The 21416-nt window shown below is 72.4% G+C and carries 19 protein-coding genes and 1 pseudogene; 9 read left to right on the top strand and 11 right to left on the bottom strand.

The window, feature by feature from the left end:
• The first annotated feature begins 31 nt into the window (after window positions 1–31).
• The gene (locus ACZ7L5_RS14895) at window positions 32–1291 is read left to right on the top strand and encodes an SLC13 family permease (RefSeq protein ID WP_471517350.1); all 1260 of its coding nucleotides are present in this window, start codon (window positions 32–34) and stop codon (window positions 1289–1291) included.
• Between the two features lie 4 nt (window positions 1292–1295).
• Window positions 1296–1796 (top strand): universal stress protein, encoded by a 501-nt coding sequence (locus ACZ7L5_RS14890; protein ID WP_471516958.1) that lies wholly within the window; start codon window positions 1296–1298, stop codon window positions 1794–1796.
• On the opposite strand, the gene ACZ7L5_RS14885 is transcribed toward ACZ7L5_RS14890, so the two are convergent.
• The 5 genes from ACZ7L5_RS14885 to ACZ7L5_RS14865 all read right to left on the bottom strand — a co-directional run bounded on the left by ACZ7L5_RS14885 (window position 1756) and on the right by ACZ7L5_RS14865 (window position 6023).
• Window positions 1756–2481 carry a VOC family protein gene (locus ACZ7L5_RS14885; RefSeq protein ID WP_471516957.1) on the bottom strand — a complete coding sequence of 242 codons (726 nt, stop codon included), beginning with the start codon at window positions 2479–2481 and terminating at the stop codon, window positions 1756–1758. The two genes, ACZ7L5_RS14890 and ACZ7L5_RS14885, sit on opposite strands and share 41 nt — an antisense overlap.
• 36 nt (window positions 2482–2517) lie before the next feature.
• The gene (locus ACZ7L5_RS14880) at window positions 2518–3069 is read right to left on the bottom strand and encodes a tellurite resistance TerB family protein (protein ID WP_328880389.1); all 552 of its coding nucleotides are present in this window, start codon (window positions 3067–3069) and stop codon (window positions 2518–2520) included.
• A 126-nt stretch (window positions 3070–3195) separates the two neighbouring features.
• Window positions 3196–4650 (bottom strand): hypothetical protein, encoded by a 1455-nt coding sequence (locus ACZ7L5_RS14875; RefSeq protein WP_471516956.1) that lies wholly within the window; start codon window positions 4648–4650, stop codon window positions 3196–3198.
• A 6-nt stretch (window positions 4651–4656) separates the two neighbouring features.
• Window positions 4657–5145 carry a hypothetical protein gene (locus tag ACZ7L5_RS14870; protein WP_471516955.1) on the bottom strand — a complete coding sequence of 163 codons (489 nt, stop codon included), beginning with the start codon at window positions 5143–5145 and terminating at the stop codon, window positions 4657–4659.
• Window positions 5146–5150: 5 nt separating this feature from the next.
• Complete coding sequence (locus tag ACZ7L5_RS14865) at window positions 5151–6023, bottom strand: glycoside hydrolase family 16 protein (RefSeq protein WP_471516954.1); 873 nt, start codon at window positions 6021–6023, stop codon at window positions 5151–5153.
• Between the two features lie 292 nt (window positions 6024–6315).
• Between ACZ7L5_RS14865 and ACZ7L5_RS14860 the strand changes: the two genes are divergently transcribed.
• Window positions 6316–10164, top strand: a complete 3849-nt coding sequence (locus ACZ7L5_RS14860; protein ID WP_471516953.1) for an nSTAND1 domain-containing NTPase — start codon at window positions 6316–6318, stop codon at window positions 10162–10164.
• 42 nt (window positions 10165–10206) lie between these two features.
• Here ACZ7L5_RS14860 and ACZ7L5_RS14855 read toward each other — a convergent pair whose 3' ends face one another.
• Both ACZ7L5_RS14855 and ACZ7L5_RS14850 read right to left on the bottom strand, forming a co-directional pair.
• Window positions 10207–11133, bottom strand: a complete 927-nt coding sequence (locus ACZ7L5_RS14855; RefSeq protein ID WP_471516952.1) for a hypothetical protein — start codon at window positions 11131–11133, stop codon at window positions 10207–10209.
• A gap of 101 nt (window positions 11134–11234) precedes the next feature.
• Window positions 11235–12236, bottom strand: a complete 1002-nt coding sequence (locus ACZ7L5_RS14850; RefSeq protein WP_471517348.1) for a LacI family DNA-binding transcriptional regulator — start codon at window positions 12234–12236, stop codon at window positions 11235–11237.
• A 258-nt stretch (window positions 12237–12494) separates the two neighbouring features.
• On the opposite strand from ACZ7L5_RS14850, the gene ACZ7L5_RS14845 reads away from it, so the two are divergent.
• The gene (locus ACZ7L5_RS14845) at window positions 12495–14561 is read left to right on the top strand and encodes a glycoside hydrolase (protein WP_471516951.1); all 2067 of its coding nucleotides are present in this window, start codon (window positions 12495–12497) and stop codon (window positions 14559–14561) included.
• A gap of 56 nt (window positions 14562–14617) precedes the next feature.
• Here ACZ7L5_RS14845 and ACZ7L5_RS14840 read toward each other — a convergent pair whose 3' ends face one another.
• From ACZ7L5_RS14840 to ACZ7L5_RS14825, 4 genes are all read right to left on the bottom strand, one after another.
• Window positions 14618–15022, bottom strand: coding sequence for a hypothetical protein (locus tag ACZ7L5_RS14840; RefSeq protein WP_471516950.1), 405 nt, complete (start codon window positions 15020–15022; stop codon window positions 14618–14620).
• Between the two features lie 54 nt (window positions 15023–15076).
• A complete protein-coding gene (locus tag ACZ7L5_RS14835) occupies window positions 15077–15367 on the bottom strand; it encodes an SCO5918 family protein (RefSeq protein WP_362386216.1) in 291 nt (96 codons plus the stop codon).
• Between the two features lie 161 nt (window positions 15368–15528).
• Complete coding sequence (locus ACZ7L5_RS14830; RefSeq protein ID WP_007383480.1) at window positions 15529–15732, bottom strand: cold-shock protein; 204 nt, start codon at window positions 15730–15732, stop codon at window positions 15529–15531.
• A gap of 231 nt (window positions 15733–15963) precedes the next feature.
• Window positions 15964–16302, bottom strand: a complete 339-nt coding sequence (locus ACZ7L5_RS14825) for a helix-turn-helix domain-containing protein (RefSeq protein WP_471516949.1) — start codon at window positions 16300–16302, stop codon at window positions 15964–15966.
• 400 nt (window positions 16303–16702) lie between these two features.
• Here ACZ7L5_RS14825 and ACZ7L5_RS14820 point away from each other — a divergent pair.
• The 5 genes and pseudogenes from ACZ7L5_RS14820 (at window position 16703) to ACZ7L5_RS14800 (ending at window position 21407) form a co-directional block, all read left to right on the top strand.
• Window positions 16703–17546, top strand: a pseudogene (locus ACZ7L5_RS14820) (NAD(P)-dependent oxidoreductase).
• A 206-nt stretch (window positions 17547–17752) separates the two neighbouring features.
• Window positions 17753–19267: an SDR family oxidoreductase gene (locus ACZ7L5_RS14815; protein ID WP_471516948.1), complete on the top strand. Its 1515-nt coding sequence runs from the start codon at window positions 17753–17755 to the stop codon at window positions 19265–19267.
• 16 nt (window positions 19268–19283) lie between these two features.
• The gene (locus ACZ7L5_RS14810) at window positions 19284–19571 is read left to right on the top strand and encodes a deoxyribodipyrimidine photo-lyase (RefSeq protein WP_471516947.1); all 288 of its coding nucleotides are present in this window, start codon (window positions 19284–19286) and stop codon (window positions 19569–19571) included.
• Between the two features lie 58 nt (window positions 19572–19629).
• Window positions 19630–20274, top strand: coding sequence for an RNA polymerase sigma factor (locus ACZ7L5_RS14805; RefSeq protein WP_471516946.1), 645 nt, complete (start codon window positions 19630–19632; stop codon window positions 20272–20274).
• Window positions 20271–21407, top strand: coding sequence for a CU044_5270 family protein (locus ACZ7L5_RS14800; RefSeq protein ID WP_471516945.1), 1137 nt, complete (start codon window positions 20271–20273; stop codon window positions 21405–21407). The genes ACZ7L5_RS14805 and ACZ7L5_RS14800 overlap by 4 nt, the downstream gene beginning before the upstream one ends.
• Window positions 21408–21416: the final 9 nt, after the last annotated feature.

Genomic DNA, 21416 nt, shown 5'->3' with positions numbered 1-21416 from the left:
GCCCGGCCGTCGCTGCGCGGAAGGACCGAACCTGAACACCCCGCTCGCCGAGACGCTGTCCGTGGCCATGCTCGTGCTCGTGCTGGTCTGTGCCGTCGTCCGTCCCTTCAACTGGCCGGAGGCCGTGGTCGCCGTACCGGCCGCGGCGCTGGTGGTGGCGACCGGCGCGATCTCCCCGGACCACGCGCTGGACGAGGCCGAACGGCTCGGGCCGGTGATCGGCTTCCTCGCGGCCGTACTGGTCCTCGCCCAACTCTGCGACGACGAGGGGCTGTTCCAGGCCTGCGGGGCATGGATGGCGCGTACGGCCGCGGGCCGGCCGCGCCGCCTGCTGATGCAGGTGTTCCTGGCCGCGTCGGCGATCACGGCCGTGCTGAGCCTGGACGCCACGGTGGTGCTGCTCACGCCGGTGGTGTTCGCGACGGCGGCCCGGCTCGGGGCCCGCCCCAAGCCGCACGTCTACGCCTGCACGCACCTCTCCAACACGGCCTCCCTGCTCCTGCCAGTGTCCAACCTGACCAACCTGCTGGCGTTCGCCGCCAGCGGGCTCAGCTTCACCCGGTTCGCCGCGCTGATGGCGCTGCCGTGGGTGGCCGCGATCGCCGTGGAGTACGTCGTCTTCCGGCGCTTCTTCGCCACCGACCTGGACGCCGGGGCGCAGGCCCCGCACACCGCCGACGCCCCCGCACTGCCGTTGTTCGCCCTGGTGACCGTGGGGTGCACGCTGGCCGGGTTCGTGCTGACGTCGGCCGTCGGCATCGATCCCGCCTGGGCGGCCCTGGCCGGCGCGGTGGTCCTCGCCGTGCGGGCCCTGCTGCGGCGCAGTACGTCCCCGAAGGCGCTGCTGCGGTCCGTCTCGGTGCCGTTCCTGGCCTTCGTGCTGGCGCTCGGGATCGTGGTCCGCGCGGTCGTCGACAACGGGCTCGACACGGCCCTTGGCCATCTCATCCCCGACGGCACGGGGCTTGCGGCCCTCCTCGGGACCGCGGCGCTGGCCGCCGTGCTGGCCAATGTCATCAACAACCTGCCCGCGGTGCTGGTCCTGCTGCCACTGGCCGCCGGCTCCGGCCCCGGCGCGGTGCTCGCGGTGCTGCTCGGGGTGAACATCGGCCCCAACCTCACCTACGCCGGTTCGCTTGCCACCCTGCTGTGGCGGCGTATCGTCCACGCGCATGACGCGGAGGTGGAGCTGGGGGAGTTCACCCGGCTCGGTCTGTACGCCGTACCGGCGAGCCTCCTCGCCGCGGTGCCGGCACTGTGGGCCTCACTGGCCGTGATCGGAGGAGGCTGATCCCATGACGGTGGTCGTCTGGATCGTCGAGGGCACCTGGCCCGCCTGTGTGGACGCCGCGCGCCGGCACGCGCCAGAGGACGCCGAGGTCGTCCTGCTGCACGTCACCGGGCACGAGGTCGCGGACGCCGCGCACGGCGCGTTCGCCGGACTGCTCGGCCGGGGCCACCCCGAGCGCGACCCCGGCACCCGCGTCGAGCACCTCGCCGCCGCCTCCGCCGAGAGCCTCCTCCAGGCGGCCGCCGAGCGTCTCGACCGCCCCTGCACGCGCGTCGAGCGCTCCGGCCGCGTCGAGCGCGAGGTCGTCGCCGCCACGGAGGGCGCCGAACTGCTCGTCCTGGCCCGGGACGGCGACCGCGCCACCCTGGGCCCCCACAGCCTCGGCCCCGCGAGCCGCTTCGTCGTCGACCACGCTCCGTGCCCGCTGCTACTGGTCTGGCCGGAGGCGGCTCCCGGCCTGGTGACTATGCCGCCCCCGCCGCCTCAACCTCCGCACCACGCGTAGCCGGCGGCCCGGCCACGCCCACGCACGCCTCGTTGCCCTCGGGGTCGGCCAGTATCCGGAGCGAGGGGGCGTGGGTGTCGTCGACCAGCCGTCCGCCCGCTGCGATCGCCGCCTCGACCCGGGCCTCGGCCCGGTCGTGGGGTACCCAGACGTCGACGTGCAGGGTGTTGCGCTGGGGGCGGGGGGCGTCCAACTCCTGGAAGTAGAAGGGTGCTCCGCGGCGCCTCGGGTCGACCAGGTCCTCCGGACTGCCGGCGCGGTCCTCGTAGCCGAGCAGCGCACGCCAGAACGCCACCACCGCGGGCCCGTCCAGGGCGTCCACGGTGACCTGGACGGTCTGCACGGCCGACGGATCGCCCGGGATGCCCAGCCGCCGCGCCACGGCCGAGATCTCCCGGGCCAGCTCGATGTCCCGCTCGGTCAGTCCGAAGTACTCGTCGGTGAGCGTGACGACCCGGACGTCGACGGCGTCGGCCCGCACGTCGACGTCCGGAACGCCGTTCCCGGCGGCCGCCAACTCACCGATGGCCTGCACAAGTTGGACACCCGCCGCGAACGACCCGGTACGGAAGTGCGCGCACGCCCCCTCGCCCAGGACGCGCCAGTCCTCCAGGCCGGTGGTCTCATGGAACTGCTGGGGCCTGATCCGCCGGACCTCGTTCTCCACATTCCCCGCGTATGTCATGCGCGCAACATAGCGAACAGTGGTGGGGAGGTGGTGTCAGAGACCGAATTCCTGGGGTGACAGGTTGAGCGTCGCGCAGGCCTCGCGCAGGACCTGCTCCTCCGCCGGTGCGATGTAGCCGTCGGCGCCCGCCACGACGAACCCGGTCTGGACGACCGCCCGGGCCTCCGTCGGCTTCTTCGCGGCCTTGGCGATCTCCTGCAGGGCCTCGGTCTTGCCCTGCTGGAAGTTGAAGGACAGCTGGTCGACGTGCTTGTTGAAGCGCTGCCGCAGCTGCTCGGAGGGGAAGTTCTGCAGGACGTCGTTGTTCAGGATCAGCGACTCCACATGCTGGCGCTCGGCCGGATCGACATTCCCGTCGGCGGCGGCGACCAGGGCACACATGGCCATGCTGGCGTCCCGGTAGGCGCCGCTCTTCAGCTCCGTCTTGAGGGAGGTGAGCTGTGTCTTGAGCGCGCTCACCAGCTGGGCCTTGGATCCTCCCGAGGACCCGGAACCCGGCCGCCCGTGCCCGCCGGAGCTCCGCCCGGCCTGCGCCTGCTGCTGCAGACCCTTGGCCTGGTCCTTGATCCGATCCCACATCGCCATCCGTGCCACCTCGGCTTCAGCCCATGTCGTTCAGGTCGACTGCGTGTGTTGCATGTGTTCCGTGTGTCCTCCTGCAAACGTCCGCCGGCCCGTGGGAGTTCCTGGGCCGGCGGACGAGTCCGAAGGTCACCGCTCGACGACCGGCCGGAAGGCGTCGCGCACACCCGACTTCGACGTGGAGACGAGCTCGTCGCCCGGCCCGTAGTCGTAGCTGCCGTAGTACTCGTAGTACAGAGTCCGCGGGCAGCTCGTGCCGCCGATCTGCACCGAGCGCGGGTCGAGGCGCTTTCCGGTGCGCAGTTCGTACACCTTCAGCGGGACCTTGACCTTGTGGAAGGTCACCTCGTAGGGGAGGTACTCGGACTTGTCGTTCTCGTAGTGGCAGGTCTCGACGGCGGACCCGTTCTCCGCCGTGTCCGCGCAGACCACGAGCGCGGCCTTGGCCGGGTCGTCGGTGCGCCAGCCGCCGGGGAGCTGCCCGGTGTACTCGGTGTCGCCGAGGAACAGCGCGCGGTTGGACCCCTTGCGGTACGGCGGGGCACCGCTGTACTTGGCGGGCGTGTCGCAGTAGCCGGACTCCGCGTCGTACGCGTCCGTGACCAGGCCGCGCACCTTGTGCAGTTCGAGGGCGAGGGTGGCCTTGCGCACGCCGCCACGGGCCTCGTCCGCGCGGGAGTCGTCGGGGTAGGTGTCGAGGAGATGCCGGTAGCGGGCCCGCGCCTGCTGCCAGGCGTCCTCGGACATCAGGTGGTCGCCGCAGCCGGCCAGCGCCGCGGGTTCCGTCCGCGTCGCGGCGGCGGCCGACCGGTCCAGTACGTCACGGGAGGGCTTGCGGTCGCGGAGCCAGCCGGCGATGTCGGCGGTGGCGCAGGAGTCCTCGGTGGGCAGACCGCCGAGGAAGGTGTCCAGCACCGTCCGGACGGTCCGCTCGTTGCCGGGCTCCTCCAGGACGCCGGCGAGGACGCGGAAGCCGCGCTCCAGGTCCTCGGTGCTTCCGTCCCGCGCGGCGTCGGTCAGTGTGGCCGCGGCCTGTTCCAGCCGCCGGCACGCCTCCACCACCGCCTCGCCGGGTTCGACCACCGGCGCGCCCGCCAGGCGGTGGCCGAGTCCCACCTCGCCCTGCGCGGCCACGGCCGCCTCGCAGTCACCGCCTTCGCGGGCCTCGGTCACACGGTTCTCGATGCCGTACGCGTCGACCCGCAGCAGCACGGCGGTCAGCAGTACGGCGACGGCGAGGACGAGCGTGCCCGCCCGCTGCCCCCGTCGTACGACGTGCTCGGCGCGCCCGTGCGCCAGGGACCAGCCGTGTGCGGTGCCGGCCGCCCACCACACGAGCAGCAGGACCTCGGCCCAGGTGTCGGCGGTCGACATGGTGACGTTGAGGAGCCAGCCCGTGCCGATGACGGTGAAGACGGCCGGCCGCCAGCGACCGAGCAGCATGTAGCCGATGCCGAGCAGCGAGGCGTTGCCGAGGGCCGCGGCCACCGGGTCGCACGGGCGGTCGGGCCCGGGTGGCAAGGGAGGCTGCGGGGGCTCGTCGGGCGGCACGGAGGGGCCGTGGGCGTATGCCGGGGAATCCATGGGCCGTCACCCCTGGTGCCACGTGGGCGCCTGGTCGCGTACGGAGAAGTAGCCGCGGCCCGTCGCGCCGCTCACCATCCACAGGGCCGCCACGTCGATGCCGGCGACCACGAACGTCGCGAGGTTCGGCGCCCCGGAGGCCAGCGAGCCGAGGAAGGCGAAGGCCGTCGAGACCGCCACGAACGACAGGCACACGATCAGCACCACACGGACCCAGCCGCGGCGTTTGCGGGCCAGCACGACGCAGCCGATCAGGAGCGCAGCCAGCCCCCAGCAGAACAGCGCCAGCAACCAGGCCATGCCCATCGGCATGAGCAGGTCCTGCCCGTGCTCCTGCTTGTTCCGGTTCTCCTCGAGGACCGCCCAGCCGCCGAACGCCGTGCCCAGCGCGTGCACGGCGACGACCACGAGGACGAAGATGACGGCCCCGGGCATGCGCACCCCTCCCGGAGAAGCCGGGCGGCCCTGCTCGGGCCGGTTGGGAGAGCTCTGCATCGCGTTCACCTCACGCTTTCGTTGTCCGGCAGGTCGTAGACCCGGGCCCAGTCCACTTCGTAGACCGCGCTCTGCAGGTCGTCACCGTGGAAGTTGTCGAGCTGGATGGTCTGGTGCATCGACGGGGCGCACTGCATGCAGTCGCGGTCCTCGTTCGCCCCGTCGGCGAAGCGGAACCACTCCTCGCCGTCGATGAAGCCCCGCACGTGGTCCGGGGTCCACTCGACGGCGACGTTGTGCCACTGCGTCAGGTCCACGCCGCACTCCTGCGCGAACTCCTGCTGCACGGGCACGCCTTCGGGGTGCGGGTAGTGCAGGAAGGCCTCGGCGCACTGCTCGCCCGGGGCGCCGTTCTCCAGGTAGTCGTACTCGCCGTCCTCGGGGTGCCGGTTCGAGTCCGGCCACAGGATCAGCAGCGGGTGGTACTGCCGCCCGTTGTCGGGGGCGGTGGCCCGGGACCGGACCCGGGCCTCCCACCTGCCGTATCTCCGGCCGTACGACGAGGCGAGCCAGCCGGAGTCGCCGTCCGCCTCCCCGGTCATGCGCAGGATGCCGCCGACGACACGGGTGTTGACGTCGCAGCGGCGGCCGTTGTCGCCGTGGCCGGGCCAGCACTTGTCGGGTCCGCCGCCCGCCAGGCGCCACCGGTCGCGGTCCGGTACCGCGGGTTCGGCCTCGGAGCCGTAGCCGAACTCGTCCGACCCCTGGGACAGCGGTTCGCCCCAGCCGTACCGCTCGGCGGCGGTCACCGCGGGGCCGGCCGCGGTGGTCGTGGCACGGCCGGGTGCGGCGTTCACCGCGGCCGCCGCGAACGTCAGCCCGAGGGCCGCCGCGCCGAGCCCCACGGCGAGGTGCCGGGCGCGAAGTCGTCGGTGCATGACTCCCCTTCAGCGTGTCGTGTACGGACGAGCGGGAAGCGGGAGCGGCGGGCCGAGCCCTCCCCCCTTGGCGGGGCTCGGACCGCGCCATGGCCGTCCTGGCCACGTCCCACGACCAGTCGACCGCCGAGCGGGGTTGTTCGGCAGGCCGGTCCCCGGCACCGAACAACCGGGAGGCGGGAACCGCGCCGAGTGCCCTGAAGGAACCGTGAGGATCAGGTGAACGCCCGTGCCCCGGCCGGCGATACGTCGGAGAGTCGGTCGAGGGTGACCGAAGGGGAGGGCGGGCCACGTGTCGGGACAACCGGGGCCGGGGCGTACCGAGGGCGAGCTTGATCCGGAGGCCGGACCGGTGCCGCGCTTCGCCGCCGAACTGCGTGCCCTGCGCGAGTCCGCGGGGAAGCCCACCTACCGGACGATGGCCGAGCGGGCCCGGTACGGCGTGACCACCCTGTCGCAGGCGGCCGCCGGAAAACAGCTGCCCTCCCGCGCGGTGACGCTCGCGTACGTCAAGGCGTGCGGGGGCGACCTGAGCGAGTGGGAGCGGCGCTGGCGCGAGGTGTCGGACGAACTGGCCGCCGAGGCAGCCGCGGCCGACGACAGCACCCGGCCGCCGTACCGTGGCCTGACCCGGTTCGAACCGGGCGACGCCGATCTGTTCTTCGGCCGGGACCAGCTCGTGGAGCGGCTGACCGAGCTGAACCGCAAACACCGCTTCACGGCGGTCTTCGGCCCGTCCGGCAGCGGCAAGTCCTCGCTGCTGCGGGCCGGGTTGATCCCCCGGCTGCGCACCCAGGGCGGCGGTGAGGGCGGCGATCCCCGCGACGTGCCTCCCGCGGCCGTACGCATTCTCACGCCTGGCGCGGACCCGCTGCGCACCCACGCCGAGCGTCTCGTGCCCGTACCGGACACCGACGCCGACACCTGGCTGATCGTCGACCAGTTCGAGGAGCTGTACACCCTCGGCGCCGACCCGGCCGAGCGGGACGCCTTCATCGACCGCCTCGTCGCCGCCACCGACGCCGACAGCCGGCTGCGGGTCGTCGTCGCGGTGCGGGCCGACTTCCTCGGCCGGTGCGCCGAACACCCCGGCCTCACCGCTGCGTTGCAGGACGCCACGCTGCTCGCCGGTCCGATGAGCCGGGCGGAGCTGCGGGAGGCCATCGTCCGCCCGGCCGCCGCGGCCGGCCTGATCGTCGAACGCGCCCTGACCGACCGCCTCCTGGACGAGGTCGAGGGTGCCCCCGGCGGACTGCCGATGATGTCGCACGCCCTGCTGGAGACCTGGCGCCACCGCAGCGGCCGCGTGCTGACCGAGAGCGCTTACGAGGCGGCCGGTGAACTGCACGGCGCCGTCGTCCGCACGGCCGAGCAGGTGTACGACGAACTCACCGGACCTCAGGCCGAGTTGGCCCGCCGGATTCTGCTTCGCCTCGTCGCCCCCGGCGCACCGGACACCCGCCGCCCCACCGACCACGCCGAGCTCGACTTCGGCAACCCCGCCGACACCCGGGTCGTACTGGAACGGCTGGTCCGGGCCCGTCTCATCACCTTCGACGACGGCACCGTCGACCTCGCCCACGAGGCCCTGATCACCGCCTGGCCCCGCCTGCGCGCGTGGATCGACGCCGAACGCGACCGGCTGCGCGTGCACCGCTCCCTCTCCGAGGCCGCCCGCACCTGGCAGGCCCTCGGGCAGGAGAACGCCGCACTCTACGCCGGGTCCCGGCTGTCCGCGGCCCGCGACGCCTTCCCCCGCGACACCGCACCCGAGGGCGGCCGCAGCGAGGAACTCACCCCGCTGGAGCGGCAGTTCCTCACCACCTCGCTCCGGCGCCGGCACCGCGCCGCGCTGCTGCGCCGTACGGTCGTGGCCGTCCTCGCGGCGCTCACCCTGCTCGCCACCGGCACCGCGGTCGTCGCCCTCCAGGCCCGTGCCACCGCGCAGGCGGAACGGGACGAAGCCGTCTTCGGCCGGCTCACCGCCGAGGCCGACCGGGTCCGCGACACCCAGGCCGGGGTGGCCGCCCGGCTCGACGTGGCCGCGTACCGCATGCGCTCCACCCCGGACCTGCGGACCCGGCTGGCCTCGGACGCGGGCCGGGTGCTGGCCACCCGGCTGCCCGGCCACGACGGTGTCGCCGGTTCCGTGGCGTACGCGCCCGACGGCCGCACGCTCGCGAGCGGCGGCCATGACGGCCTGGTCCGGCTGTGGGACACGGCGGCGGGCAAGCCGCTGGGCGAACCGCTGCGCCTGCGTACGGGAGGCGTCAGCGCGGTCACCTTCTCCTCGCGGGACGGTGACCTGCTCGTGGCCACGGGGAAAGGCGGCGGCATCCAACTATGGGACGTGCGCGACCGGTTGCGGCCCCGCGCTCTCGGCCGGCCGCTCGTGAGCCACGGCGAGCAGAACGTCGTCTCCGCCGCGTTCGCCCCGGACGGCACGACGCTCGCCACCGCAGGCGACGACGGAACCGTCCGCCTGTGGGACATGACCCACCCGGCACGCCCCGCGCCGATCGGCGAGCCGGCCGACGCCGACGCGTCCGAGGCGCGCAGCGTCCGCGCGGTCGCGTTCGCCCCGGACGGGGAGGCCCTGGCCACGGGCGGCTACGACGGGACCGTACGGATGTGGCGGGTCGGCGAGGACGCGGGGAAGGAGGACGGCCCCGGGATCGCACCGCTCGGCAAGCCGCTGCGGGAACACACCGACCCCGTCTGGACACTGGCCTTCTCCCCGGACGGCCGCACGCTGGCCTCGGCCGGCTTCGACGAGACCGTACGCCTGTGGGACGCGTCCGACCCGGCCCGCGTGCAGCCGCTGGGCGAACCGCTCAGGGGGCACACCGCGCCCGTCATGTCGGTGGCGTTCAGCTCCGACGGCGAGACCCTGGCGACCGCGGGCGAGGACGACCGGCCCCTGCTGTGGAACGTGGCCAACCCCGCCTATCCGCTGCAGCTCGGGGAGCCGCTGAGCGGGCACACCGAGGCCGTGTGGGAGGTGGCCTTCAGCCCCGACGGCCGCACCCTCGCCAGCGCCGGCGCCGACGGCAGCGTCCTGCTGTGGCACCGGCCGCCCACCGTCCTCACGGACTTCACCAACCCGCTCACCGCCGTCGCCTTCAGCCCCGACGGCCGCCTGCTCGCCGTCGCCAGCACGGACGACGGCCTGATCCGCCTGTGGGACGTACGCCGCCCGGACCGCCCACGGCGGATCCCGCGGACGCTCGGCCACGAGGACGCGGTGCTGTCCGTCGCCTTCGCCCCGGACGGCCGCACGCTGGCCGGCGGTTCGAGGGACGGGACCGTACGCCTGTGGGACCTCGCCACGCCCGAACGTCCCGCCCCGCTCGGCGAACCGCTCGACGCGCACGACCGCGGAGTCCTCGCCGTCGCCTTCTCCCCGGACGGCCGCACGCTGGCCACCGGCGGCGACGACGAAACCGCGCGGTTGTGGGACGTACGCCGCCCGGATCGCGTACGGCCGCTCGGCGAGCCCCTGCGCGGCCACACGGACGCCGTCACCTCGGTGGCCTTCAGCCCCGACGGCCGCCTCCTGGCCACCGGTGCCGAGGACGACACGGCACGGCTGTGGCACGTGGCCGGCGCGGGCGACGGGACCCGGGTGCGGCCCGCGGGCGCGGCCCTCACCGGGCATGACGAGCCGGTCGACGCGGTGGCGTTCGCCCCGGACGGGAAGACGCTGGCGACCGGCAGCGACGACCGTACGGTCCGGCTGTGGGACGTGCGACGGCCGGACCGCGTCCGACCGTTGGGGGAGGAGCTGGCCGAGCACCGCGGTGCTGTCAGGGCGTTGGCCTTCGCCCCGGACGGCCGGACACTCGCGACCGGCAGCGGCGACCACACCGTCCGGCTGTGGGACGTGACCGACCCCGCCCGCGCCGAGCCCTACGGCCAGGAACTCACCGGCCACACGGACACCGTCACCTCCGTCGCGTTCGGCGCGGACGGCACCACCCTCGCCTCCGTCGGCTACGACCTGACGGCACGGGTGTGGACCCTGGACGCGGACCGCGCGACGACCTACGTCTGCGACCGCACCGGCGGCGTCCTGAACCGCGCCGAATGGGAGGAACGGCTGCCGCGGCTCGGGTACCGGGACGTGTGCGAGGGGCGGTAGGAGCCGTCATGGGCGGCTTTCGAGGGCCATCCGAGGGGTGGCTCAGGGGGTCGTGAACCTCAGTACCGCGCCGTCCTTGTTGTGCGCGACCACGGTCGCCTTCAGCCGGTCGCCGAAGCCGGCCTCGCCGCCCGCGCCGCCGAGCTGCATCAGGGTGCCCGCCGTCTGGAAGGTCACGTAGTCGTCGCCCAGGGACACGTGCACATGGACGTCGTTCGCCGTGATGTTCGCCGTGGAGGTCACCAGGACCTCGCACGCGCCGTCCGAGCAGGCGCCGTAGTTCTCGCCGTCGGCCGCCTCGGGGAGCGGGCCGTCGGGGTCGGGCGCCGGCGAGGCGGTGTCCTCGCCCTGGCCGTCGGGCTTCCAGCCCGGGGCGCACTGCTCCGCCCGCTCGTACGCGGCGGCGAGCCGCGCGTCCTGCTTGGCGAGCGCGGGCAGGTCCGGCCGGGGCGAGGTGAGGGACTGGACCAGCTTGTCGACGTCCGCGGCACTGCCCTCGGCGTCGCCGTCGGCCGGGTTCGGGGACACCCCTTCGAGTTCGGCCACGACGCCGCGCACCTTCTTCAGCCAGGCGTCGCGCAGCCGGTCGGCCGCGGGGACGCCGGACGGGCCGAGGTCCGCCAGACCGCTCTCCACGTCCTCCACCGCCGAGGGCGTGCCGGCGAGGTAGCCGACGGCGCGGGCTCTGGCGACCAGGTCGGCCTGGGCGTCCGAATCCCGGATCTCCTTCAGGTCGGCGGCGCTGTCCGACCGCAGGCCCTTGAGCGCGGCCGTCGACTCGCACATGCCGCCGACCCACTTGACCAGCTGCCCGGACGGCGACTTTGCCGGCGTCGGCTCGGCCGACCCCTTGCCCGAGGTCCCCGACGCGTCGCCCTTCCCGCCCTCGTCCGTCCCGCCCCCGCACCCGCCGAGAGCCAGTACCAGCCCGGCGGCGGCCATCACGGCGACGCTCCCCCTCTTGACCATCGAACGACCTCTCTCCGTGCGCTGAACCCGTCTGCACGGGCCGGATCCCGGCGCCGTGGGACCAGTCCAACGCGGGCACGGATTGTTCGGTCACCCCGCACTCAGCCCCGAACAATGCCCTTCGGCGGCGGTGCCGTGCTCCGGCGCCCGACGAGCCGGGTCGGGACGAGCGTCGTCCCGTGGTCCGCGCCGCCGTGCCGCATCTTGCTCAGGACACCTTCGACGCAGAGGCGGCCCACCTCGGCGAAGTCCTGGTGGATGGTGGTGAGCGGGGGAAGGAAGGACGCGGACTCGGGGATGTCGTCGAAGCCGATGACGCTGACGTCGTCGGGGACCTTCCGGCCGCGTTCGTGCAGGGCGCGCAGCAGACCCAGCGCCATCTGGTCGTTGGCCGCGAACACGGCCGTGCAGTCCGCCTGTTCGGCGAGCCGCAGACCGGCCCGGTAACCGGACTCCGCGGACCAGTCGCCGCGCACCAGGGGCGGCGGGGCCACGCCCGCCGCCGTGAGGGCGCCCCGCCATGCGTTGGCACGGCGCTGCGCGGCGAAGGAGTCCTCCGGCCCGGCGAGGTGCCACACCGTGTCATGGCCGAGGTCCAGCAGATGCCGTACGGCGTCGCGGGCGCCGCCCGCCTGGTCGGTGTCGACGACGGTGTAGCGGTCGCCGGCGTCCGAGTCGGCGACCACGACCTGGACGCCGGGCGGCAGGGAGACCGTCGCGGCGTCCAGCAGATGGATCTCCATGATGACGATGACCGCGTCCACGGCGAGTTCGCCGAGGCGGGAGAAGGCGCCGTTCACCTCGTCCTGGGTGGGGACGGCGACCGGCAGCAGCGTGACGGCGTAACCGTGCTGGGCGGCGGAGGTCGCGATCGCCTCCAGGGTGCGGATGTTCCCCATGGTGGAGAGGGAGAAGGTGATTACGCCGAGGGTGCGGAACTCGCCGCGCCTGAGGGCCCGTGCCGCGCTGTTGGGCCGGTAGCCCAGCTTCCGCATCGCGGCCAGGACCTGCTGCCGGGTCTCCTCGTTCACGCCCGGGAAGCCGTTGGAGACGCGGGAGACCGTCTGGGAGGAGACCCCGGCGAGGCGCGCGACGTCGGCCATGGAGGCGCCCTGACGAGGGCGGGCGGCACGCTTTCGCGTCCCCGCCGGTGTGCCGTCACCGTCCGCTGTGCCCATCGTGCCCACCTTGTCCCCTAGGTCGCCGGACTACGCAACTTTCGGTCCCCGACGACTCCTTGACCCCTGAGATTCGGACAGTGTAGACATCCCGCCAACGCATGTTTACGTAAACATTCCGAGCAGAAACTACACGAGAACATACCGAAACGCGCCGAACCGAACCTCGCTGGAGTACTCGACATGGCACACCGCACCAGTAAGAGAAGGCTCCTGGGGGTCGGCATCACGGCCCTCGCGACCGGAACCGTGCTGGCCGCCACCACCCTGCCGGCCGCGCACGCGGAGACGACGACGGCCGCCGCTCCGGTCACCGTCGTGCCCGACCCCTCCTACAAGCAGGAGAAGTTCGAGGGCTGGGGCACCAGCCTGGTCTGGTTCGCCAACGCGACCGGCGACTACCCGCCCGCGATACGCGAGCGGCTCGCGAAGCTCCTCTTCGGCGACGACGGCCTCGCGCTGAACATCGCCCGCTACAACATCGGCGGCGGCAACGCCCCAGACGTCAAGGACTACCTGCGGGCCGGCGGCGCGGTCCAGGGCTGGTGGAAGGCGCCGGCGGGCACCACCCGCGAGGACGTCGACTGGTGGGACGCCGACGACCCGGCCGACTGGAACACCAAGGCCGACAAGACGCAGCGCTGGTGGATCGACCGCATCAAGAAGGACATCACCCACTGGGAGACCTTCAGCAACTCGCCGCCCTGGTTCATGACCGAGAGCGGCTACGTCTCCGGCAACTTCGACGCGGGCAAGGACCAGCTCAAGACGGAGTCCGTCGACGACTTCGCCAGGTACCTGGTGGGCGCCACCGAACGCCTGGAGAAGGCGCACGGCATCAAGGTCGACACCCTGGACCCGTTCAACGAGCCGAACACGAACTACTGGGGCACCGAGCTCGGACCGGACGGCGAGCCCGTCGGCGGCCGTCAGGAAGGCGCCCACATCGGTCCCGAACTCCAGCAGAAGGTGATCAGCGCGCTGGGCCCGACCCTCGCCAAGTCCCGCACCCACGCGGAGATCTCCGCGATGGACGAGACCAACCCCGGCACCTTCGCCACGAACTGGAACTCCTACCCCCAGGAAGTGCGCGACCTCGTCGGCCAGATGAACGTCCACACCTACGGCACCGGCCAGCGCACCACTGTCCGCGACCTGGCCAAAGCCGCGGACAAGCCGCTGTGGATGAGCGAGGTCGAGGGCGACTGGGGCGACGGCCAGAGCTTCACGGACATGCGGCCCGGCCTCGGCCTCGCCCAGCGCATCGTCGACGACCTGCGCGAACTGGAGCCCCGCGCCTGGGTGTTCTGGCAGCCCGTCGAGGACTACGACAACATGAAGCCGGGCGGCGAGTCCGCGAAGGGCGGCAACTGGGGCGAGATCCAGCTGTCGTTCAGCTGCACGTCGAAGGACACGCTCGAGACCTGCCCGATCTACACGAACACCAAGTTCGACACGGCCCGGAACTTCACGCACTACATCAAGCCCGGCGACCGGCTGGTCAAGACGAACGACACGTCCAGCACCGCGGCCGTCTCCCGCAAGGGCGACGCGGCCACCGTCGTCCACGTCAACAGCACCGCCGAAGCCCGCGAAGTCACCCTCGACCTGTCGAAGTTCGGGCGGATCTCGTCCCGGGCCACCGTCACCCCGGTGGTGACGAGCGCCGACGGCAAGCTGGAGCGGCAGAAGGCGGTCCGGGTCAGCGGCGAGCGGGCCACGGTCACGGTGCCCGCCCAGTCGGTGACGTCGTTCCTCGTCAAGGGCGTGTCCGGCGTCGCGAAGGACGCGGCCGAACTGAAGAAGGGCCACACCTACCGGCTGACCGGCGTCCAGAGCGGCAAGGACCTCACCATCGCCGACAACGGCACCGGGCTGGTCATCAAGAGCGCCGACGCGGCCGACCCCAGTGGCCGGCAGTGGCGGGTGGAGCAGATCAGCGGCTCCGACAACCGCAAGCGGTACGCCTTCACCGAGACGAGCGAGGGCAAGCGCCTGGCCGTCCGCGACGGGGCCCTGGTGGCCGAGCCGGACGAGGGGCGCCGGGACAGCGCCGCCCAGTGGATCATGTCGACGACCGGCGACGGCACCTGGACCCTGGTCAACGCCGCCACCGGCCGGCTCGCGGAGGTCTCCGGGCAGTCCACGAACGACGGGGCCGGGGTCGGCGTGTGGCTGGCGAACTCCGGTGCCAACCAGCGGTGGAAGGTGACCGAGGTGACGGGCGCCGACGCCGCGGGAACCGAGTAGTCGGACCGGGCAGCCGGTCGGGGCGGCAGGTCAGGACCGCGTGGGGCGTCCGGCCCTCACTGGTCCGAGTAGCCGATGTCGCCGATGGTCCAGGCGCTCACGTCCTCCAGGGCGACCCGGTACATGCCACCCGTGTCGGGAATGCCGAAACTGCCCTGGAGGATCCGGGCGACGTGGAAGTGGAGGTGCGTGGGGCGGTCACCGTGGTCCGGTCCGCGGCCGTCGCTGTCCTGGTGGTCGTCCCCGTGGTCTGCTTGGCGCCGGGTGAACGCGGGGGCGAACTGCCCCAGGTGCTCGGAGTCCCGCAGGACTTCGGCCACCCGCTCCTTCCACAGGGATTCCGGCGCGAGCCGGCCCGTGATGACGGCTCCCGGAACCACCACGGTCAGGGACATCTGGCTGCTGTGCCGCGACTCCACCATCGCGGCGATCTCGACGAGCAGGTCGTCAGGGTGCGTCATGCCTCCGGAGCCTAGCCCGACGAGGTGCGTCGGGGCATGGCAGGAGGCGAGGCGTCACCAGCCGAGCGCACCTTCGTCAGCTCGCGCGTCCCGGGTCGGCGGGACCGGCGGCGGCGTGTCGTGGCAGACGAAGCCCAGTCTGGTCAGCGCCCGGCGCATCTCGCCCGCGGTGAAGTCGCGGCGGTTCTGCCTGGTGATCACTTCCCCGACCTGCATCACGGGGTAGACGCGGCGGCCGATGGTCACGGCCACGCCGCTGACCGGTTCGGGGGTGATGCCGCTCATCGACTGTTCGACCTCGCTCTTGATCAGGTCGAAGGGGAAACGGGCGATGACGCAACGCATGGATGCCTCCACGGCACGAGAATGAGCCGAAGGAATTCGAAAATCCGGACCTCTCGGCGGTGAATCCGAGGCTGCTGACAATCCGGGTACGTCAGGAAATGCAAAGAGCTGGGGCCCGCACCCCAAGAGCGCGGGCCCCAGCCACTTAGAACGCGTCAGCGTCAGGCAGGAACGATGTTCTCGGCCTGCGGGCCCTTCTGGCCCTGCGTGACGTCGAAGGTAACCTTCTGGCCTTCCTGAAGCTCGCGGAAGCCGCTGGTGGCGATGTTCGAGTAGTGGGCGAACACGTCAGCGCCGCCGCCGTCCTGCTCGATGAAGCCGAAGCCCTTTTCCGCGTTGAACCACTTCACGGTGCCAGATGCCATATTGAATCTCCCTTGGGGGGCAGTGCCGGACTCCGCACTTTACGGGTCCGAGTCGCCGCGATGATCACCCCTCCGGAAAGATCCGGAAAGCTCTGCAAAGAAACAAATCTCTGGCAACCAAAACTGCAACTGGTATCACGCTAACACAGCTCGGGCGTAAGTACCCGTGTGTTTTCGGCACCGAGTATTGATTCTCATCCCACGGCAGCCCGCATTTCTGCACCGGCCGGACTAGGTATTCGAGCCGCGCTCGTCCAGCTTCCGGCGCATGTCCCGGTTCAGGCGGAGGGCGTTCTCCAGCCGGTCCTCGAGGGAGATGATCCGGCAGGCCGCCTCGATGGGAGTGCCCTGGTCGACGAGCTCACGGGCGCGGGCGGCGATGCGCAGCTGGCGTCGCGAGTACCGGCGGTGACCACCTCCCGAACGCAGCGGAGTGATCAACTCGGCCTCGCCGATGGCCCTCAGGAAGGCGGGAGTGGTGCCGAGAACGTCGGCGGCCCGCCCCATGGTGTAGGCGGGATAGTCGTCGTCGTCGAGATTCCCTGTGACAGGGGCGTTCTCAGCGGGCATGGCACCTTCGTTTCGGGGACGCGGCGAGGGTTCCGGCGTGCACGGCACCCGTGCTCCGAACGGTTCAGCACCCTCTGCCTCGTGTCACAACCCTATCGCCGACAGGCGTGGAGATGTGGTCCCGCGGGGACAGACTTTCCCCGCCACCCGGGTCAGGTCACGTGTCGATGGAATGCCCGGCTTGTTGTGCGGTTCGATGCCGGATATGTCGCGTTATGTCCCAGGGTCTCGGCAGGACCTCTGCCCCGGCCGCGTGCGTCGCGCCGGGACCGCAGGGTCCGCGTGAGCGCGTTCAGCGTCCGACCGGGCTTCCCGTGGATGCTCGACAACTGACTGGGGGCTGGAAGCAGCATGGCTGGGGACGCACGCACAACCCGTGACCGTCATCGGACTGGGGTCGATGGGCCGGGCGCTGGCCAGGGCATTCATCGACGCCGGGCACCCGACAACCGTGTGGAACCGCACGCCGGGCAAGGCCGCGCCGCTCGTGGCCGAGGGAGCCGTCCACGCCGGGACGGTCGGGGCCGCGGTCGCGGCGAGCCCGCTGGTCGTCACGTGCCTGACCACCTTCGAGGACACGCGCTCCGTCCTGGAGCCGGCCGGCGCGGCCTTGTCCGGGCGTGCCCTGGTCACCTTGAACAGCGGCTCGCCCGCCGGTGCCCGCACCATGGCCGCCTGGGCGACCGGCCGCGGTGCCCGGTTTCTGGGCGGGGCGGTCAAGAACGTACCGGCGGCGGTCGGCGCACCGGGCACGCTGCTGTACTACGGCGGCGACAAGGCGGTCTTCGACGCGTACGAGGAGACGCTGAAGGTGCTGGGCGGCGACACCGTCCACCTCGGGGACGAGGCCGACCTGGCCGCCCTGTCCCGAGATGGCCGTGGGAGCCACGCTGCTGCCCGCGCTCGTCGGGTTCTTCCAGGGGGCTGCCGCCCTCCAGGCGCGGGGACTGGAGGTGAGCAGCATGGTGGGGTTCGCCGGTAACTGGCTGGACATGATCAAGTCCCTGCTGCCGGTCTACGCGAGGGAGATCGACAGCGGCGACTACACCGACGCGGCGTCGTCGGTGAATCTCTTCCTCGCTGGGACGGCCCACGATGCCGACCTGACCAGCGAGACGAACGTCGACACCGCCTGGCTCGCTCCCCTGCACGACCTGCTGCGGCGCGCGGTCGAGGCGGGCCACGGCGACCACAGCATCTCGGCCCTGACCGAGGTGCTGCGCGAGCCGGAGCGGGAGGCGTAGAGCGTCATGGGCAGGCAGGAAGCGCAGAAAGCACAGGCAGCGCAGGAAGCAGCGGTGCGGGCGGTCACGGTCATCGGCCTCGGCCCGATGGGACAGCGTGACCAGTCTGATCGAGCTCCTCAAAGTGCCCGCCGAGGTTGCGGGGCCCGTCCCCGGATCCAAGCATGGGCTGAGGTGAGGAAACTGTTCCGGGAGAGATGAGACCCATGACGGTTCCCGCGGACCGGGCCCTGCGCTGTCTGGTCACCGGTGCCACCGGTTACCTGGGCGGCCGGCTGGTGCCCGAACTGCTGGCCGCCGGGCATGCCGTGCGGTGTCTGGCCCGTACGCCCGGCAAGCTGCGGGACCATCCGTGGGCGGGGCAGGTGGAGGCCGTGCGGGGGGACGTGACGGACGAGGAGTCCGTGCGGGCGGCGATGGAGGGGATCGACGTCGCCTACTACCTGGTGCACGCGCTGGGCACGGGGCGGGGCTTCGAGGCAACCGACCGGCGGGCGGCGCGGGTCTTCGGCGAGCAGGCACTTGCCGCCGGGGTCCGGCGGATCGTCTACCTCGGCGGGCTCACCCCGGCCGGCGTACCCGAGCACGCGCTCTCGCCTCATCTGCGCTCCCGCGCCGAAGTGGGCCGCATCCTCCTGGCCTCGGGCGTACCGACCGCCGTGCTGCGGGCGGCCGTGATCATCGGGTCCGGCTCGGCGTCGTTCGAGATGCTGCGGTACCTGACCGAGCGGCTGCCCGCGATGGTGACCCCGAGCTGGGTGCGCACCCGCATCCAGCCGATCGCCGTGCGCGACGTGCTCCGCCTGCTCGTGGGATGCGCGCAGTTGCCGTACGACGTGAACCGCACCTTCGACATCGGCGGACCGGACATCCTCACCTACGAGGAGATGATGCGGCGCTACGCCGCCGTCGCCGGACTGCGCAGGCGCGTCATCGTCCCCGTGCCGCTGCTCACCCCCCGGCTGTCCAGCCTCTGGGTCGGTCTGATCACCCCGGTGCCGGGCGGACTCGCCCGCCCGCTGGTCGAGTCGCTGAAGCACGAGGTGGTGTGCGCCGAACGGGACATCGTCGGTTACGTGCCGGACCCCCCGGACGGGCCCGTCGGCCTCGACCGCGCGATCCGGTTGGCGCTGCGCCGGGTGCAGGACGCGGACGTCGCCACCCGGTGGTCCTCGGCCGCGACGCCCCGCGCCCCCAGCGATCCGCTGCCGACCGACCCCGACTGGGCGGGCGGCAGCCTCTACGCCGACGACCGTGAACGCACCGTCGCGGCGTCGCCGCAGGCGCTGTGGCGGGTGGTCGAGGCGATCGGCGGCGAGAACGGCTGGTACTCCTCGCCGGTGGCCTGGTCCCTGCGCGGGTGGCTGGACACGCTGGCCGGCGGAGTGGGCCTGCGCAGGGGCCGCAGGGACGCGAGCCGACTGCGGGTGGGCGACAGCCTGGACTTCTGGCGGGTGGAGGAGATCCAGCCGGGCCGGCTGCTGAGGCTGCGGGCGGAGATGCGGCTGCCGGGCCTGGCCTGGCTGGAGATGACCGTCGACCGGGACCCGCAGGGGCGCACGGTGTACCGGCAGCGGGCACTGTTCCATCCGCACGGCCTCGCCGGGCATGCGTACTGGTGGGGCGTTGCACCGTTCCATGCCGCGGTCTTCGGCGGCATGATCCGCAACATCGCCGCAGCGGCCGAGTCGGCCGCCGACGAGCCGGCCCGTACACACTGAGGGAGCCCGAGGAACCGTGAGCGTAGCGGTCGTCCTGTTCACCGCGGACCCGCGGGTTCACGACAACCCGGTCCTGGTGGCCGCGCTGAAGGACGCGGAACGCCTCGTCCCGCTCTTCGTCGTCGACTCCGGCATCCGCCGCACCGGCTTGGCCGTGCCCAACCGCGCGCCGTTCCTCGCCGACAGCTGGCCGACCCCGACGCGGCCCTGCGTTCGGCGGCCGACCGGCCAGGCCTCCGGTCCGACCGGCCGGGGTGAGAGCATGCGGCGTCTTCGTTCGCCGGCGCATGCAGGGCGAGCGTGACGCAGGTCACGGGAAGTCGGTGTGGGGTGCCGGACAGCTCATTGAGGTGAGCACTCATATGCGTACCCGGGTACGGGCCGGGGAGGCTAGCGCGTTCGCTGAGCTCTTCGACAGCTACTCCCGCGCGGTCTACAACCATGCCTTCCGGCTGACGGCCGACTGGTCGGTGGCCGAGGACGTGATGGCCGCGACCTTCCTGGAGGCATGGCGGCTGCGCGACAGGGTCGAGCCGGAGGGCGGCTCCCTGCGGCCCTGGCTGCTGGGCATCGCCACCAACACCGCGCGCAACCAGTACCGGAGCAACCGGCGCTACCGGGCGGCGGCCACCGCGGCCGCGGCGGCCGAGCTGTCGGTGGCCGACCACGCCGACGAGGTGGCCGACCGGGTCGACGACCGACGGCGCCTCGCGACGGCCCTCACCGCGCTCGCCGCGCTGCGCAGACCGGAGCGCGAGGTCATCACGCTCTGCCTGGGGGAGGGCCTGGACTACGAGGCCGCGGCCGAGGCGCTCGGGATCCCGGTCGGAACCGTGGCCTCCCGGCTCTCCCGCGCCCGCAGGAAGCTGCGCGCCGCAGCCGTCCCGTCGGCAACCGAAGGCCAGGGCGGGAAAGTTCGCGGGAATCGGGAAGGCGGCCGGCTCGGCCGACAGATAAGAGGCGATCACACAAACGCGATACGGCCCGCACAGGAAGGAAACCGATGAACGCGAACACGTCCCGGCAGAACCCGGCAGAGCGGGACGAGAGCGCAGAGCTCCTGTCCCGGACGGCGCGTGACCTGCCGGTGGGCCGTCACGAGTTCCACAGGGAGCGCCTGATGGCCCGGATCCATGACATGCAGCAGGAAGAGCGCACGGCGACGGCAACCCCGGGGGCCCCCGAAGCCCCTGCGAAGGTACGGCGGTTCCGGCTGCCGCGTCCCGCGATCGCGCTGCCCGCCATGGCGGCCGCCGTGGCCGGCATCGTCGTAGCCGGGTTCGCGGTGTCCGGCGGTGGCGGAGCCACGGGCGGTCGTGACGGACTCCAGGACGGCGCCCTCGCGACGGGACCGGCCCTGACCACGCAGCTCGGCGCCGCGACCACCGAAGGCGTCCCGCAACTGCTCGACCAGATCTCGCTGGCGGCGGCCGACGCGACCCACCCGACCGTCAAGCCCGGCCAGTACGTCTACGTCGAGTCCAAGACGGCCGACACCTTCGTCAGGACCGTCGGCGACAAGACCAGCCTGGCCAGCCACCAGCTGCACCGCCGGCAGGTGTGGATGTCCGCCGACGGCACCAAGGGCTGGCTGATCGACCCCGCGGTCAACGACAGCCCCGAGGGCGAGACCCTCAGCCTCCCCGACGAACAGGGCAACGAGCGCGAGGCGTACCTGAACGCTCCGTCGTACGACTACCTCGCCGAGCTCACCACCGACCCCGACGCACTGCTGGCCAAGATCTACAAGGAGACGGAGGGGATGGGCAACTCGCCCGACCAGCAGGCGTTCACGACGATCGGGGACCTGCTCGGGGAGAGCTACCCGCCGGCGGAGCTCTACTCGGCGCTCTTCAAGGCCGCCGAGAAGATCCCGGGCGTCGTCGTCGTGAACGATGCCGTGGACGCGGTGGGCCGGCACGGCGTGGCGGTGGCCCGGCTCGACGAGACCAGCGGCCGGCGCGAGGAGTGGATCTTCGACAGGAAGACCCATGTCTTCCTCGGCGACCGCAGCGTCCAGGTACGGAAGGGCACCGGCGAGGACGCTCTGATCGAGCCCGGCACGGTGATGTACACGAGCGCGATCATCAACCGTGCCGTCGTCGACGGGATGAAGCAGACCCCGTCACAGGCCGGCTGACCCGGTCCA

The organism is Streptomyces sp. NPDC107528, assembly GCF_055639295.1.
This window is presented reverse-complemented; position numbering and strand designations above follow the sequence as displayed.

Coding starts and splice junctions, on each gene's coding strand:
- ACZ7L5_RS14870 (WP_471516955.1), bottom strand. CDS start 5,145: ATGCAGAGCTCTCCCAACCGGCCCGAGCAGGGCCGCCCGGCTTCTCCG.
- ACZ7L5_RS14855 (WP_471516952.1), bottom strand. CDS start 11,133: ATGGTCAAGAGGGGGAGCGTCGCCGTGATGGCCGCCGCCGGGCTGGTA.
- ACZ7L5_RS14850 (WP_471517348.1), bottom strand. CDS start 12,236: ATGGCCGACGTCGCGCGCCTCGCCGGGGTCTCCTCCCAGACGGTCTCC.
- ACZ7L5_RS14805 (WP_471516946.1), top strand. CDS start 19,630: ATGCGTACCCGGGTACGGGCCGGGGAGGCTAGCGCGTTCGCTGAGCTC.
- ACZ7L5_RS14830 (WP_007383480.1), bottom strand. CDS start 15,732: ATGGCATCTGGCACCGTGAAGTGGTTCAACGCGGAAAAGGGCTTCGGC.
- ACZ7L5_RS14875 (WP_471516956.1), bottom strand. CDS start 4,650: ATGGATTCCCCGGCATACGCCCACGGCCCCTCCGTGCCGCCCGACGAG.
- ACZ7L5_RS14835 (WP_362386216.1), bottom strand. CDS start 15,367: ATGCGTTGCGTCATCGCCCGTTTCCCCTTCGACCTGATCAAGAGCGAG.
- ACZ7L5_RS14815 (WP_471516948.1), top strand. CDS start 17,753: ATGACGGTTCCCGCGGACCGGGCCCTGCGCTGTCTGGTCACCGGTGCC.
- ACZ7L5_RS14845 (WP_471516951.1), top strand. CDS start 12,495: ATGGCACACCGCACCAGTAAGAGAAGGCTCCTGGGGGTCGGCATCACG.
- ACZ7L5_RS14890 (WP_471516958.1), top strand. CDS start 1,296: ATGACGGTGGTCGTCTGGATCGTCGAGGGCACCTGGCCCGCCTGTGTG.
- ACZ7L5_RS14825 (WP_471516949.1), bottom strand. CDS start 16,302: ATGCCCGCTGAGAACGCCCCTGTCACAGGGAATCTCGACGACGACGAC.
- ACZ7L5_RS14800 (WP_471516945.1), top strand. CDS start 20,271: ATGAACGCGAACACGTCCCGGCAGAACCCGGCAGAGCGGGACGAGAGC.
- ACZ7L5_RS14865 (WP_471516954.1), bottom strand. CDS start 6,023: ATGCACCGACGACTTCGCGCCCGGCACCTCGCCGTGGGGCTCGGCGCG.
- ACZ7L5_RS14885 (WP_471516957.1), bottom strand. CDS start 2,481: ATGACATACGCGGGGAATGTGGAGAACGAGGTCCGGCGGATCAGGCCC.
- ACZ7L5_RS14840 (WP_471516950.1), bottom strand. CDS start 15,022: ATGACGCACCCTGACGACCTGCTCGTCGAGATCGCCGCGATGGTGGAG.
- ACZ7L5_RS14880 (WP_328880389.1), bottom strand. CDS start 3,069: ATGGCGATGTGGGATCGGATCAAGGACCAGGCCAAGGGTCTGCAGCAG.